Source organism: Streptomyces sp. NPDC017890 (assembly GCF_044328675.1).
Taxonomy (GTDB): domain Bacteria; phylum Actinomycetota; class Actinomycetes; order Streptomycetales; family Streptomycetaceae; genus Streptomyces.
In genome coordinates, this window is record NZ_JBIRHU010000022.1 from 1 (window position 1) to 14,936 (window position 14,936).

6 protein-coding genes, 1 tRNA gene and 1 rRNA gene are annotated in these 14,936 nt (G+C 69.8%); 7 read left to right on the forward strand and 1 reads right to left on the reverse strand.

The genetic code is table 11. The features are described 5' to 3' along the window. The 3 genes from rrf to ACH4F2_RS26770 form a co-directional block, all read left to right on the forward strand. Nucleotides 1–82 (forward strand): 5S ribosomal RNA (rrf, locus tag ACH4F2_RS26760); the annotation flags it as partial. Between the two features lie 99 nt (nt 83–181). Continuing rightward, nucleotides 182–859 carry a DegT/DnrJ/EryC1/StrS family aminotransferase gene (locus ACH4F2_RS26765; RefSeq protein WP_398135297.1) on the forward strand — a complete coding sequence of 226 codons (678 nt, stop codon included), beginning with the start codon at nt 182–184 and terminating at the stop codon, nt 857–859. 77 nt (nt 860–936) lie between these two features. After that, a tRNA-Thr gene (locus ACH4F2_RS26770) sits at nt 937–1,012 on the forward strand. Between the two features lie 67 nt (nt 1,013–1,079). Here the strand turns inward: ACH4F2_RS26770 and ACH4F2_RS26775 are convergent. Beyond that, the gene (locus tag ACH4F2_RS26775; RefSeq protein WP_398135298.1) at nt 1,080–3,830 is read right to left on the reverse strand and encodes a SpoIIE family protein phosphatase; all 2,751 of its coding nucleotides are present in this window, start codon (nt 3,828–3,830) and stop codon (nt 1,080–1,082) included. A gap of 394 nt (nt 3,831–4,224) precedes the next feature. Here ACH4F2_RS26775 and ACH4F2_RS26780 point away from each other — a divergent pair, with 394 nt between their 5' ends. The 4 genes from ACH4F2_RS26780 to ACH4F2_RS26795 all read left to right on the forward strand — a co-directional run bounded on the left by ACH4F2_RS26780 (nt 4,225) and on the right by ACH4F2_RS26795 (nt 14,850). Continuing rightward, entirely contained in the window at nt 4,225–9,699 is a 5,475-nt protein-coding gene (locus ACH4F2_RS26780) for a HAMP domain-containing protein (protein ID WP_398135299.1), read from the forward strand. A gap of 430 nt (nt 9,700–10,129) precedes the next feature. Continuing rightward, nucleotides 10,130–10,804: a two-component system response regulator gene (locus ACH4F2_RS26785; RefSeq protein WP_398135300.1), complete on the forward strand. Its 675-nt coding sequence runs from the start codon at nt 10,130–10,132 to the stop codon at nt 10,802–10,804. A 165-nt stretch (nt 10,805–10,969) separates the two neighbouring features. Continuing rightward, complete coding sequence (locus ACH4F2_RS26790; RefSeq protein WP_398135301.1) at nt 10,970–13,726, forward strand: DNA translocase FtsK; 2,757 nt, start codon at nt 10,970–10,972, stop codon at nt 13,724–13,726. A gap of 260 nt (nt 13,727–13,986) precedes the next feature. Then, nucleotides 13,987–14,850: a helix-turn-helix domain-containing protein gene (locus ACH4F2_RS26795; RefSeq protein ID WP_398135302.1), complete on the forward strand. Its 864-nt coding sequence runs from the start codon at nt 13,987–13,989 to the stop codon at nt 14,848–14,850. Nucleotides 14,851–14,936: the final 86 nt, after the last annotated feature.

Here is a 14,936-nt window from a genome sequence, read left to right on the forward strand (position 1 = left end):
CATATCGAACCCGGAAGCTAAGCCTTACAGCGCCGATGGTACTGCAGGGGGGACCCTGTGGGAGAGTAGGACGCCGCCGAACAATCATTCAAAGGGTTGGACCCGGAACTTCGGTTCCGGGTCCAACCCTTTTTTGTCACCCGTCACTTCAAGTTCACGTTGCGCTACGACCATCACTCGTATGGGTACTGCAGCAATGCTCAGGGCCGCCGGCGTAGGCGTCGGTGACGAGGTCGTCGTACCTGCCTTCGGCAACGCGGAAGTCGCCGAAGCCGTCGCTCTGATCGGCGCGTCGCCGGTCTTCGCAGACATCGACCCGGAGACGTACTGTCTGGACGCTGCCGCCACGGAGGCGACGCTGACGCCCCGGAGTGCGGCCGTGGTCGCCGTCCACCGGTTCGGGAGGCCGGCGGACATGAGGGCGCTGCACGATGTCGGCCGGCGGCACGGGCTGCTCGTGCTGGAGCAGGGCGACTCCGAGATGCCGTACGAAGAGATGGCGCAGCGCAGACAGCGGGCCGCCTACCTCGACGGGAGGCTGAGGGGCGTTCGTATCCCGGAATGGGGTCACGGACACACCTACCAGCAGTACGTGGTGCGAGTGCCGGGCAACGGGCGGCCGGACCGTGACGCGTTCGCCCGGGCCGTGCGTGGACGGGGAGTCGAGTGCCGGGTGCCGGTGAAGACGCCCGTGCACCGGATGCCCGGCTTCCGGCTGTGTGTGTCGCTGCCGGAGACGGAGCGGGCCGCGGACGAGACACTCGCGCTGCCGGTCGACGCCTCGCTGACCAAGCGGGACATGCAGCGGATCGTGTCCGCCTGCAACGCTCTCGGCGGACTCCTCCAGACCGCGTACTGAAATCCCTGGTTGGGAGCACCGGCCTGTTCGGGGTATGATCTATTCCGTTGCCACGGGGAAACCCCCGAAAGCGACAGGCCCCTATAGCTCAGTCGGTAGAGCGTCTCCATGGTAAGGAGAAGGTCAACGGTTCGATTCCGTTTGGGGGCTCCACAGGGAAAGGCCCCGCCCGATTGGGCGGGGCCTTTCGCATGCCCGGACCGATCCCCGGCCCGGTGCGCTAATCCGTGTGCGGCTCCGGGACACGCATCGCGAGAATCGCCATGTCGTCCGACGGGGCGTCCGACGCGAAGCGTTCCACCGCGCGCATGATGCGGGCCGCCACCGCGCCGGCCGTCAGGCCCGTGCACGTGGTGAGGACGTCGGCGAGACCGTCGTCGCCCAGCATGCGCGTGCCCTCACGGCGTTCCGTGACGCCGTCCGTGACACAGAGCAGGACGTCGCCCGGGTCGAGGGTGACCGTCTGCTCGTACAGCTCAAGGTCCTCGATGACCCCGAGGAGGGGCTGCGGCTCCGCTGCCGGTTCGACCGTGCCGTCCTGGCGCAGACGCAGCGGGAGCGGGTGCCCGGCGCAGACCACCTTCAGCTCCGCGCTGCCGTCCGGCTGCGGGCGCATCTCGCCGTACAGCAGCGTGAGGAAGCGGCTGCGGGCGCCCTCGTCCAGGATGGCCGAGTTGAGGCGCTCCAGGACCGCCGGGCCGCTGAGGCCCTCGCGGGCCAGCAGGCGCAGCGCGTGCCGGGCCAGGCCCGTGACGGCCGCCGCGTTCGGGCCCGTACCGCAGACGTCGCCGATGGCGAAGCCGTACGCGCCGTCACTGATCGGGAAGAGGTCGTAGAAGTCGCCGCCGACCTCGTTGCCCTCGCCGGCCGCGCGGTAGATGACCTCGACCTCGACGCCGTCGATCAGAGGCAGCTCCGGGGGCAGGAGGCTGCGCTGGAGGGACTGGCTGATGGCCGTGCGCTCCGAGTACAGGCGGGCGTTGTCCAGGGCCAGAGCGGCCCTGCGGGACAGGTCCTCGGCGAGTTCCAGGATCTCCTGGCGGAAGTGTTCGTCGGTGGGCTTGCCGAGCGTGAGCATGCCGATGACGCGGTTGCGGGCGACCAGCGGAAGGACCACCGTCTCGCCGCCGACCGCGGAGGCCGTGGCCAGGGTCGGGCCGATGCCGGTGCTGAGCCGGTGCGTCGGACCGCCGCTGAGACCGAGGTCGCGCATGGATGTGCGCAGAGCCGCCTGATGGGCCACCTCGCCGGGCGCCGACCAGACGCGGGCGCCCGGAGTGGGCACCGGATCGGGCGGGGCGATCTTCGACAGCAGGGACTTGATGCCGTCGATGAGCTCCTCGTCCTCATGCAGGACGTACGAGAGATACGGGTCCGACGCCTGGTCGGCGATCGTGTAGACGGCGCACCAGGTGGCCAGGGTCGGCACGGTCATCTGTGCCATCAGGGCCAGCGTCTGGTCGCGGTCCAGAGTGCCGGCGAGCAGGTCGGAAGCCTCGACGAGGAAGCTGAGGGAGCCGCGGCGCAGCCGCTCCAGCTCGCCCAGGCGTGCCGACTCGACGGCCAGCGCGATGCGGTCGGCGGCGAACTGGAGGCGCAGCGCCTCCTCGTTGGAGTACCGGCCGGCCGACTCGGCCGCGACGCCCAGGGAGCCGGTGAGACGGCCCTCGACCTTGAGGGGGACGGTGACGACCGAGCGCATGCCCGTGCCGTTCAGCAGCGGGACGGCGCCGGGGACCGCGGCGAGGTCGTCGTGGACGGCGGGCATGCGCGCGGAGCCGTAGCGGCCGGGACCGGCCTCGACCGGGACGCGGGCGAAGCGCTGGCGGGCGGAGGGCAGGCCGGTGGAGGCACGGACCTCCAACTCCGTTTCGTCGTCGGTCGCCAGGAGCAGGAAGGCGGCGTCGGCGTCGAGCATGTCGCGGGCGCGTTCCACCGTGCGCTGGAGGAGGCCGTCGAGGTCGTCCGGCGCGGGGGAGCCGATGAACACCTCGAAAGGATCGGCACTCTGGCCCTCGGAGGAGGAGGAGTCCGCGGACGGTACGCGCAACGGCGTCTGCAGCACCGCGCGTTCGTGGTCCCGGACGAGGAGACAGACCGTGGACGGCTCGCCGCCGGCGTCCCGGACCCGGAGGTGCGAGGCGTAGACGGGTGTGACGCGGCCGTTGGCGCCTCTTATGCCGTAGCTGCCCTCCCAGCGGGAGAGTCGGAGCGCCTCGGCGATCCCGGTGCTCGTGCCCGGGGTGTGCGGCCAGGCGGCGAGGTCGGTCAGCGGCTTGCCGGTGACCTGATCGGCGGGATACCCGAAGAGTTCCTCGGCGTCCTCGTTCCAGGACGAGACGGCGCCGGTGCGGTCGATCTGGACGACGGCGACGCGGACGCGGGCGTCGGCGAGGGGGAGCAGGTCCGCCGGGAGGGAGGGGCCGGCGGCACGGGTGCCGACCGGACGCTCCGGAAGATGGAGGTGGAACCAGACGTTCTTCAGCGTGGACGTGTACTCGACGCCCCAGCGGTCGGCCAGGGCCGCGCACAACTGGAGTCCGCGGCCGCCCTCGCGGTCGAGGCTGCCCATGTGGGCGGGAGACCCCTGGAGAGGGACCTCGCGCTCCGGGTAGTGGTCGGCCACCTCGATCCGTACGCCGTCGTCGCCGCGCAGGCAGACGACGTCGGCGGTGGTGCCGGCGTGCACCACGGCATTGGTCACCAGTTCGCTGGTGAGCACCACGGCGTCGTCGACGATGTCGGCATGGCCCCAGCCCTGGAGCGTGTCCCGGACGAAGGACCGGGCGCTCGCCACCGATCGTCCGACGGGCTCGAAGCTGGCGGCCGCGCGCGCGGTGATCACAGAACTCCTCGACCCTCTCTCCCCGTGCACGGCCTCATGGCCGACCGGCTCACTCCGCTGCTGCGGCAGTCCGCCCGTCGGCCCGGGATCCGGGGGCTGCTCCCCCGGGATCAGTCCGGTGGTCATTCCGGCCGCCCCTCCGATGCCCGCTCGTCTCCGTGCCACAGCCGCCCAGACCGGACACACCGGCGTGGCTGGACAGCCGCATGCAAGGTTACTTACCTTCGCCGTCCGTTCGGATGCCGGTCTGCAGTGTTTCCGCCCAGAGGGTGTGCGGACGATGTGCGAAGCTGCCGAACTGTTATGGCCGGGTTCGACCGGGGTGAAACACTGGGCAAGCTTCCTGCGAAGGTCAGGGCAGGCTGAATGCGCACCGAGTGCGGCGGGCAGCAGCCCTGGAAGCGGTCCGGCGAGCCGGTCCGGATCGCGCGGCAGCACAGGAACACGCGGCAGTAACCGGTCCGCCGAGCGGTGGGACCCGGGCACAGCAGTAACGGTCGACCCCTGCGGGAGGGACACAGTGGAGTCTGGCGCAGCGACGCGGACCACGAAGACGCGCGCGAAAGGCGGACAGTCCCTGAGTAACCAGGGCAGAACGCGGGGTGGCAGTACGACGGTGGACACGGCCGCGCTGAATCGGCTGCTCGCGGCCCTCGTGTCCATGCGGGAGGGGAACTTCCGCAAGCGGCTCACGGTGTCCGGCGACGGCGTGATGTCGGAGATCGCGGCGGTCTTCAACGAGGTGGCCGACCGCAATCTCCACCTCACGGGTGAGCTGGCCCGGGTGCGGCGCATGGTCGGGCGTGAGGGAAAACTCACGGAACGGCTGGAGACGGGTGCCTGCGAGGGGTCCTGGGCTGCCGCGATCGACAACTCGAACGCGCTCGTGGACGACCTCGTACGGCCGGTCTCCGAGGTCAGCCGGGTGCTGTCGGCCGTGGCGGACGGCGACCTGTCGCCGCGTATGGAACTACGGACGCAGACGGCGGAGGGCACCGGGCAGCCGCTGCGTGGTGAGTTCCTGAAGGTCGGGCGGACGGTGAACAACCTGGTCGACCAGTTGTCGACGTTCACGGACGAGGTCACCCGGGTCGCCAGCGAGGTCGGGACCGAGGGCAAGCTGGGCGGGCAGGCCCGGGTGCGTGGCATGTCCGGTTCGTGGAAGGACCTCACGGACTCCGTCAACACCATGGCGTACCGGCTCACCGCGCAGGTGCGGGACATCGCGCTGGTGACGACGGCGGTGGCCAAGGGTGATCTGTCCCGGAAGGTCACGGTTCACGTGGCCGGTGAGATGCTCGAGCTGAAGAACACCGTCAACACGATGGTGGACCAGCTCTCCGCGTTCTCGTCCGAGGTGACGCGCGTCGCCCGGGAAGTGGGCACCGAGGGAGCCCTGGGCGGTCAGGCGCAGGTGCCGGGCGTGGCCGGTGTGTGGAAGGAGCTCACCGACTCCGTCAACACCATGGCAGGGAATCTGACGGCCCAGGTGCGCGGGATCTCGGAGGTGACGACCGCGGTCGCCAACGGTGACCTGTCGCGGAAGGTGACCGTGCCGGCCCGGGGTGAGGTCGCGCAGCTCGCCGAGACGATCAACCAGATGACCGAGACGCTGCGGATCTTCGCGGACGAGGTCACGCGGGTGGCGAGCGAGGTCGGTGCCGAGGGGCAGCTCGGCGGGCAGGCGAACGTGCCGGGGGCGGCCGGGATCTGGAAGGACCTGACGGACTCCGTCAACACCGTCTTCCGGAACCTGACGACTCAGGTGCGTGACATCGCCGCTGTGACGACGGCGGTGGCCAGCGGTGACCTGTCGCAGAAGGTCACCGTGGACGTGGCCGGTGAGATGCTGGAGCTGAAGAACACCGTCAACACGATGGTGGACCAGCTGTCGAGCTTCGGTGCCGAGGTCACCCGGGTGGCCCGCGAGGTCGGTGTCGAGGGCGAGCTGGGCGGTCAGGCGCAGGTGCCGGGCGCGGCGGGGACGTGGAAGGACCTCACGGACTCCGTGAACACCGCGTTCCGCAACCTCACCGGCCAGGTGCGCAACATCGCCCAGGTGACGACGGCGGTGGCCAACGGCGACCTGTCGCAGAAGGTCACCGTGGACGTCTCCGGCGAGATGCTCCAGCTGAAGAACACCGTCAACACGATGGTGGACCAGCTGTCGAGCTTCGCCGACCAGGTGACCCGGATGGCCCGGGACGTGGGCACGGAGGGCCGTCTCGGTGGACAGGCCCGTGTCGACGGGGTGTCGGGGACCTGGAAGGAGCTGACGGACTCCGTCAACTTCATGGCGGGCAACCTGACCTCTCAGGTGCGGCAGATCGCCCAGGTGACGACGGCCGTGGCGCGGGGCGACCTGTCGCAGAAGATCGACGTCGACGCGCGCGGGGAGATCCTGGAGCTGAAGAACACCATCAACACGATGGTCGACCAGCTCTCCGCCTTCGCCGAGCAGGTCACCCGGGTCGCCCGCGAGGTGGGCACCGAGGGCCGCCTCGGCGGTCAGGCGCAGGTGCCCGGGGTCGCCGGCGTGTGGCGCGACCTGACCGACTCGGTGAACGGCATGGCCGGGAACCTGACCGCGCAGGTGCGCAACATCGCCCAGGTCGCGACGGCCGTGGCCCGCGGTGACCTGTCCCAGAAGATCACCGTGGACGCGCGCGGGGAGATCCTGGAGCTGAAGAACACCCTGAACACGATGGTGGACCAGCTGTCGTCGTTCGCCCAGGAGGTCACCCGGGTGGCCCGTGAGGTGGGCACCGAGGGCATCCTCGGCGGCCAGGCGGAGGTGCAGGGCGTCTCCGGTACCTGGAAGGACCTCACGCAGTCCGTGAACGGCATGGCCAACAACCTGACCATGCAGGTCCGCAACATCGCCGAGGTCACGACCGCCGTGGCCAAGGGCGACCTGTCGAAGAAGATCACCGTCGACGCCAAGGGCGAGATCCTCGAGCTCGTCACCACCGTCAACACGATGGTCGACCAGTTGTCGTCCTTCGCCGAGCAGGTCACGCGCGTGGCGCGCGAGGTGGGCACCGAGGGCATCCTGGGCGGCCAGGCGAGCGTGCCCGGCGTCGTGGGTATCTGGAAGGACCTCAACGACAACGTCAACCTGATGGCCAAGAACCTCACGGTCCAGGTGCGGAACATCTCCCAGGTGGCCGCGGCCGTCGCCAACGGCGACCTGACCCGGACGGTGACGATCGAGGCGCGCGGCGAGGTCGCGCAGCTCGCCGACACCTTCAACACCATGGTGCGGACGCTGCGGTCCTTCGCCGACCAGGTGACCAAGGTGGCCCGCGAGGTGGGCACCGACGGCATCCTCGGCGGCCAGGCGCAGGTGCCGGGGGTGGCCGGCACCTGGAAGGACCTCACCGAGTCGGTGAACCAGATGGCGTCCAACCTGACCGGTCAGGTGCGCAACATCGCGATGGTCACCACGGCCATCGCCAAGGGCGACCTCACCAAGAAGATCGACATCGACGCGCGCGGGGAGATCCTCGAACTGAAGACGACCATCAACACGATGGTCGACCAGCTGTCCTCGTTCGCCGAGGAGGTCACCCGCGTGGCCCGCGAGGTGGGCACGGAGGGACAGCTCGGCGGTCAGGCACGCGTGCGTGACGTCGACGGCACCTGGCGGGACCTGACCGAGTCCGTGAACGAGATGGCCGGGAACCTCACCCGGCAGGTGCGTGCCATCGCGCGCGTGGCGACCGCGGTGACGCGCGGCGACCTGAACCTGAAGATCGACGTGGATGCCTCCGGGGAGATCTCCGAGCTCCAGGACTACATCAACAAGATGATCGCCAACCTGCGCGACACCACGATCGCCAACAAGGAACAGGACTGGCTCAAGGGCAATCTGGCCCGGATCTCGGGGCTGATGCAGGGCCGCCGCGATCTCCAGGACGTGGCCTCGCTGATCATGAGCGAGCTCACCCCCGTGGTCTCCGCGCAGCACGGGGCGTTCTTCCTCGCCATGCCGCACGTCGACGGCCAGGAGCAGGCCGGCGCCCAGAGCGACCAGTACGAGCTGCGCATGCTCGGGTCGTACGGCTACTCGATGGGCTCCATGCCCACCTCGTTCAGGCCGGGAGAGGCGCTGGTCGGCACGGCTGCCGAGGAGAAGCGCACGATCCTCGTGGAGAACGCGCCGAGCGGCTACCTGAAGATCTCCTCCGGGCTCGGGGAGGCCCCGCCCGCCCAGGTGATCGTCCTGCCGGTGCTGTTCGAGGGGCAGGTGCTCGGCGTCATCGAGCTGGCGTCCTTCACGCCGTTCACGAAGATCCAGAAGGACTTCCTCAACCAGATCGCCGAGATGATCGCGACGAGCGTCAACACCATCTCCGTCAACACCAAGACGGAGGTGCTGCTGAAGCAGTCGCAGGAGCTGACCGAGCAACTGCGGGACCGGTCCGAGGAGTTGGAGCAGCGACAGAAGGCCCTCCAGTCGTCCAACGCCGAACTGGAGGAGAAAGCCGAGCTGCTGGCACAGCAGAACCGCGACATCGAGGTGAAGAACACCGAGATCGAGGAGGCGCGGCAGGTCCTGGAGGAGCGTGCCGAGCAGCTCGCGGTCTCCATGCGCTACAAGAGCGAGTTCCTGGCCAACATGTCGCACGAACTGCGTACGCCGCTCAACTCGCTGCTGATCCTGGCCAAACTGCTCGCCGACAACGCCGACGCGAACCTGTCCCCGAAGCAGGTCGAGTTCGCCGAGACGATCCACGGCGCGGGCTCCGACCTGCTCCAACTCATCAACGACATCCTCGACCTGTCGAAGGTCGAGGCGGGCAAGATGGACGTCTCGCCGACGCGCATCGCGCTCGTCCAGCTGGTCGACTACGTGGAGGCCACCTTCCGGCCGCTGACCGCGGAGAAGGGTCTCGACCTGTCGGTGCGGGTGTCGCCGGAGCTGCCCGCCACGCTGCACACCGACGAGCAGAGGTTGCTCCAGGTGCTGCGCAACCTGCTGTCCAACGCGGTGAAGTTCACCGACTCGGGAGCGGTCGAGCTGGTCATCCGGCCGGCCCGGGACGAGGTTCCGCAGGCCATCCGGGAGCAGTTGCTGGAGGCCGGCTCGATGAGCGACCCGGACGCGGAGCTGATCGCGTTCTCCGTGAGCGACACCGGGATCGGGATCGCGGCCAGCAAGATGCGGGTGATCTTCGAGGCGTTCAAGCAGGCCGACGGCACCACCAGCCGCAAGTACGGCGGTACGGGACTGGGGCTGTCCATCTCGCGGGAGATCGCGCAGCTGCTGGGCGGTGAGATCCACGCGCAGAGCGAGCCGGGCCGTGGGTCGACGTTCACGCTCTACCTGCCGCTGCACCCGAGCGAGCTGCCCGCGCACGGTTACCAGCAGCCCCTTCCGACGCTGGAGCCCGGCGGGCAGCTCACCTCTCCGGGCGCCATGCCCGAGCTGCCGGGGACGCAGGCCGAAACGCCGGCCGAGGCGACGTCGTACCACGACGCGCGGAACGGTGCGGCGGCGCTCTTCCGGCGCCGCCGCAGGGCGGTTCCGGAGACCGAGGGCCGGCCCTCGGCGCAGGAGCAGCAGCCGGCCTCCGGGCAGGAGTCGGCGCCGCAGCCGAACCGGGGGATCCGGTTCGGCGGGCAGAAGGTGCTGATCGTCGACGACGACATCCGCAACGTCTTCGCGCTCACCAGTGTCCTGGAGCAGCACGGCCTGTCCGTGCTGTACGCCGAGAACGGACGCGAGGGCATCGAGGTCCTGGAGCAGCACGAGGACGTGGCGGTCGTTCTGATGGACATCATGATGCCCGAGATGGACGGTTACGCGACGACCACGGCGATCCGTCGGATGCCCCAGTTCGCCGGTCTCCCGATCATCGCGCTGACCGCGAAGGCGATGAAGGGCGACCGGGAGAAGGCCATCGAGTCGGGCGCCTCCGACTACGTGACGAAGCCGGTCGACCCCGATCACCTGCTGACGGTGATGCAGCAGTGGATGCGGGAGGAGTGAGGAGCGGGTCCGGACGGCACCTCCGGTCGGCCCGCTCGCGGTACGGTCGGGCACGGCGTCCGTGGTGCATCGGGGCACGCACTTCGTGGTACGTACGGGCACCGGCCGCGCGGCGCGTCGGGGCAGTGTGCGAACGTGGGGTGCGCATGAGCGGCGGGGACCTTCGGTCTTCACGCGAGTTGCTGACTCAGTGTGCCCGGAGTCGTGTAGAAGTACGGGATTCGGGGAACCTTCTGGTCCCCCGCCGCGTTTCTGCTACGTGCACAGTGACATCGCGGTGACAGGGTGTGGCGACAGGCGGGGTGCGGCTACGATGACCGGCACAAGGACGGGCGGCGCAAGGGAGTCGTCCCCTGGGGCGGCGCCCGCCGGTGCCGTCCCAAGTCCTGCGGACAGGGGAGGCCCCACGCCGGGGCGAGGAGGGCGGGCCATGGTGCAGAAGGCCAAGATCCTCCTGGTCGATGACCGGCCGGAGAATCTGCTGGCGCTGGAGGCGATCCTCTCGGCGCTCGATCAGACGCTGGTGCGGGCATCGTCCGGGGAGGAAGCGCTCAAAGCACTGCTCACGGACGACTTCGCGGTCATTCTGCTGGACGTGCAGATGCCGGGCATGGACGGTTTCGAGACCGCCGCGCACATCAAGCGACGGGAGCGGACCCGGGACATCCCGATCATCTTCCTCACCGCGATCAACCACGGCCCGCACCACACCTTCCGCGGGTACGCGGCGGGCGCGGTGGACTACATCTCCAAGCCGTTCGACCCGTGGGTGCTGCGCGCGAAGGTCTCCGTCTTCGTCGAGCTGTACATGAAGAACTGCCAGCTGCGCGAGCAGGCGGCGCTGCTGCGGCTCCAGTTGGAGGGCGGCGGCAAGGCCGCGGGCGGTGAGGCCAAGGAGCCCGCGGGGCTGCTCGCCGAACTGTCGGCGCGGCTGGCGGCCGTCGAGGAGCAGGCAGAGGCGCTCTCCAAGCAGCTCGGCGACGAGTCGACGGACGCGGCGGCGGTGGCGACGGCGGCGCATCTGGAGCGCAAGCTCACGGGACTGCGGCGGGCGCTGGACGCCCTCGAGCCGGGCTCGTCCGGAGACCAGACCGCGGTCAACTGAGGTCCGTCGACGGGCCGGGCCGGGAAAACCGGCGAGACCGGCCCGTGAAGGCATGTCAGCAGCTGTACCGGAGGCGTCAGTTCCGGTCTCGCCCGCGGGCGACACGAACGGGTGAAGCGGTAGGCACACGTGTCGACCGCCGTCTCCCCCGGTAACCTCACACCTATGGCCTCACGTCCCTCCGCAGCCAAGAAGCAGCCCGCGAAGAAGGCGGCCGCTCCCACGAAGGCTCCGGCGAAGAAGGCCGCTGCGAGAAAGGCACCCGCGAAGAAGGCGCCCGCCAAGAAGGCCGCGGCGAAGAAGCCCGCGCCGGGGCCGGCGCCCAGCCCGACCGGTGGCGTCTACCGGCTCGTACGCGCCCTCTGGCTGGGCGTCGCACACGCCGTCGGCGCCGTCTTCCGCGGCATAGGGGCGGGGGCGAAGAACCTCGACCCGGCGCACCGCAAGGACGGCGTAGCGCTGCTGCTGCTCGGCGTCGCGCTGATCGTCGCGGCGGGTACCTGGGCCGACCTCAAGGGCCCCGTCGGCGACCTCGTCGAGATCCTGGTGACCGGTGCCTTCGGCCGGCTGGACCTGCTGGTGCCGGTACTGCTCGGCGCCGTCGCCGTGCGCCTGATCCGGCACCCTGAGAAACCCGAGGCCAACGGCCGGATCGTGATCGGCCTGTCCGCGCTCGTCATCGGCGTCCTCGGCCAGGTGCACATCGCCTGCGGCTCACCGGCCCGCAGCGACGGCATGCACGCCATAAGGGACGCAGGCGGCCTCATCGGCTGGGGCGCGGCGACCCCTCTGTCGTACACGATGACCGACGTCCTGGCCGTGCCCCTGCTCGTGCTGCTCACCGTCTTCGGGCTGCTGGTCGTCACGGCCACGCCGGTCAACGCCGTTCCGCAGCGGCTGCGACTGCTCGGCGTGCGGCTCGGCCTCGTCCGCGATCCGGAGGCGGAGGCCGACGCGTTCGGCGACGACGACGAGCGCTACGAGGAGCAGTGGCGCGAGGCGCTGCCCGCGAAGCCCCGCAGACGCGGGGGACCGGCGTCGGAGCCGTACGACCCCGACGCGGCCGAGCAGGAGGCGCTCACCCGGCGTCGCGGCAGGCCCCGGCGTTCCACCGCGCCGCAGCCCGAGGCGAACCGGCCGATGGACGCCGTGGACGTCGCCGCCGCGGCCGCCGCCGCGCTCGACGGCGCCGTGCTGCACGGGATGCCGCCCTCGCCCCTGGTCGCCGACCTCACCCAGGGCGTGACGACGGGGGGCCGCGAGTCGACGACGCCCACTCCCACGCCCCTGCCGGCCGCGCGCCCGCAGCCGGGCAAGCTCAAGCAGGACAAGGCTCACCAGGGCGATCCCGGCAAGGGCACGGGGGTGGTCGCCGACCTCACCAAGACGCCGCCCCCCAAGGAACGGGACCTGCCGCCGCGCGCCGAGCAGCTCCAGCTCTCCGGCGACATCACCTACTCCCTGCCGGCCCTCGACATGCTCACCCGCGGCGGCCCCGGCAAGGCGCGCAGCGCCGCCAACGACGCCATAGTCGCCTCGCTGACCACCGTCTTCACCGAGTTCAAGGTCGACGCCGCCGTCACCGGTTTCACCCGCGGACCGACGGTCACACGGTACGAGGTCGAGCTCGGGCCCGCCGTGAAGGTCGAGCGGATCACCGCGCTGGCCAAGAACATCGCGTACGCCGTCGCCAGCCCCGACGTGCGGATCATCAGCCCGATCCCCGGCAAATCCGCGGTCGGCATCGAGATCCCCAACACCGACCGGGAGATGGTCAACCTCGGCGACGTGCTGCGCCTCGCGGAGTCCGCCGAGGACGACGACCCGATGCTGGTCGCCTTCGGCAAGGACGTCGAGGGCGGCTACGTCATGCACTCGCTGGCGAAGATGCCGCACATGCTGGTCGCCGGTGCCACCGGCTCCGGCAAGTCGTCCTGCATCAACTGCCTGATCACCTCGATCATGATGCGGGCGACCCCGGAGGACGTCCGGATGATCCTGGTCGACCCCAAGCGCGTCGAGCTGACCGCGTACGAGGGCATCCCGCACCTGATCACGCCGATCATCACCAACCCGAAGCGGGCCGCGGAGGCCCTCCAGTGGGTCGTGAGGGAGATGGACCTCCGCTACGACGACCTCGCCGCCTACGGCTACCGGCACATCGACGACTTCAACCGCGCGGTGCGCGAGGGCAAGGTCAAGCCGCCCGAGGGCAGCGAGCGCGAGCTCCAGCCGTACCCGTACCTGCTGGTGATCGTGGACGAGCTGGCCGACCTGATGATGGTGGCGCCCCGCGACGTCGAGGACGCCATCGTGCGGATCACGCAGCTCGCGCGCGCGGCCGGCATCCACCTGGTGCTCGCCACCCAGCGGCCGTCAGTGGACGTCGTCACCGGCCTGATCAAGGCCAACGTGCCCTCCCGGCTGGCCTTCGCCACCTCCTCCCTGGCCGACTCGCGGGTCATCCTCGACCAGCCCGGTGCCGAGAAGCTGATCGGCAAGGGCGACGGCCTCTTCCTGCCGATGGGCGCGAACAAACCGACCCGTATGCAGGGCGCGTTCGTGACCGAGGAAGAGGTCGCGGTCGTCGTCCAGCACTGCAAGGATCAGATGGCGCCCGTCTTCCGGGACGACGTCACCGTCGGGACCAAGCAGAAGAAGGAGATCGACGAGGACATCGGCGACGACCTCGACCTGCTGTGCCAGGCGGCCGAACTGGTCGTCTCCACGCAGTTCGGGTCGACCTCCATGCTGCAGCGCAAGCTGCGCGTCGGCTTCGCCAAGGCCGGGCGGCTGATGGACCTGATGGAGTCGCGCAGCATCGTCGGGCCGAGCGAAGGCTCGAAGGCTCGTGACGTTCTCGTGAAGCCTGACGAACTGGACGGCGTGCTCGCGCTGATCCGGGGGGAGTCTGAAGGGTAGGGAAGGGTACGCGTGGGTTCCCCGACGGGGGGCACGGTGGCCGGGCGGCCCATCGTGACTCACCCGTTAGGGATCATTGAGCAACCGTTCTCCCACGGCGTACGTCAAGTTGAGGGAAACGACAAACAGGTGATCCACCATCGGGACGCGGGGTCATTCCGATGGCGTACAAAGTACGACCGTCCGGTTGCCCCACCGGTTTGTACCCCCCCTAGACTGAACGTCCAGCGCAGGCGGCCATACGCTCGAAAGGCGCCCCCGTGTCCAACGGCAACTCCCCTGAAGACGAGCGTCCGATCGAAGACGTGTCCCACGACGTTCCCGAAGACCTTTCCGCGGAGGCCCGCCCCTCCGTCGGCCGCGCCCTGCACCAGGCGCGGATCGCGGCCGGGTTGACCGTCGACGACATCAGCATCGCCACCCGCGTCCGGATCGCCATCGTGCACGCCATCGAGGCGGACGACTTCACGCCCTGCGGCGGTGACGTCTACGCGCGCGGTCACATCCGGACCCTGGCCAAGGCCGTCGGGCTCGACCCGGCCGAACTGCTCGCACAGTTCGACGCCGAGCACGGCGGACGCCCGGCGCCGACCTCCGCCGCACCCCTGTTCGAGGCGGAACGTATCCGTCCCGAGCGGCGCGGACCCAACTGGACCGCCGCCATGGTCGCCGCGATCGTCGCGGTGATCGGCTTCGTCGGCTTCACGTTCGTCAAGGGCGGCGACGACGGCGGCTCCGAGGCGAGCGTCGCCGAGGGCTCCCAGCCGACGGCCGGCGAGTCGGCCTCGCCGAGCGCCAAGCCGAACAAGCCGGCCGACCCGAAGCCGGACCCGACCGACAGCGCCATCGCCGCCGCTCCGCAGGACAAGGTGACGGTCAAGGTCAGCGCCGACGACGGTCGCAGCTGGATCTCCGCGAAGGACCACAACGGCCGGCTGCTCTTCGACGGCCTGCTCAAGCAGGGCGACTCCGAAACCTTCCAGGACAACGAGAAGATCAACCTCGTCCTCGGCGACGCCGGCGCCATCCAGCTGTATGTCAACGGCAAGAAGATCGAGGACGACTTCCAGCCGGGCTCCGTGGAACGCCTGACGTACACGAAGGGCGACCCGGAGGTCGGATAGGGGCGCGAAACGCACCGGCGCGGACGGGGTTGTCCAAGATCGGGCAACCCCGTCGACGTGGGCTGTCGGCGGGACGAAGTAGTCTT

Coding starts and splice junctions, on each gene's coding strand:
- ACH4F2_RS26785 (WP_398135300.1), top strand. CDS start 10,130: ATGGTGCAGAAGGCCAAGATCCTCCTGGTCGATGACCGGCCGGAGAAT.
- ACH4F2_RS26775 (WP_398135298.1), bottom strand. CDS start 3,830: ATGACCACCGGACTGATCCCGGGGGAGCAGCCCCCGGATCCCGGGCCG.
- ACH4F2_RS26790 (WP_398135301.1), top strand. CDS start 10,970: ATGGCCTCACGTCCCTCCGCAGCCAAGAAGCAGCCCGCGAAGAAGGCG.
- ACH4F2_RS26765 (WP_398135297.1), top strand. CDS start 182: ATGGGTACTGCAGCAATGCTCAGGGCCGCCGGCGTAGGCGTCGGTGAC.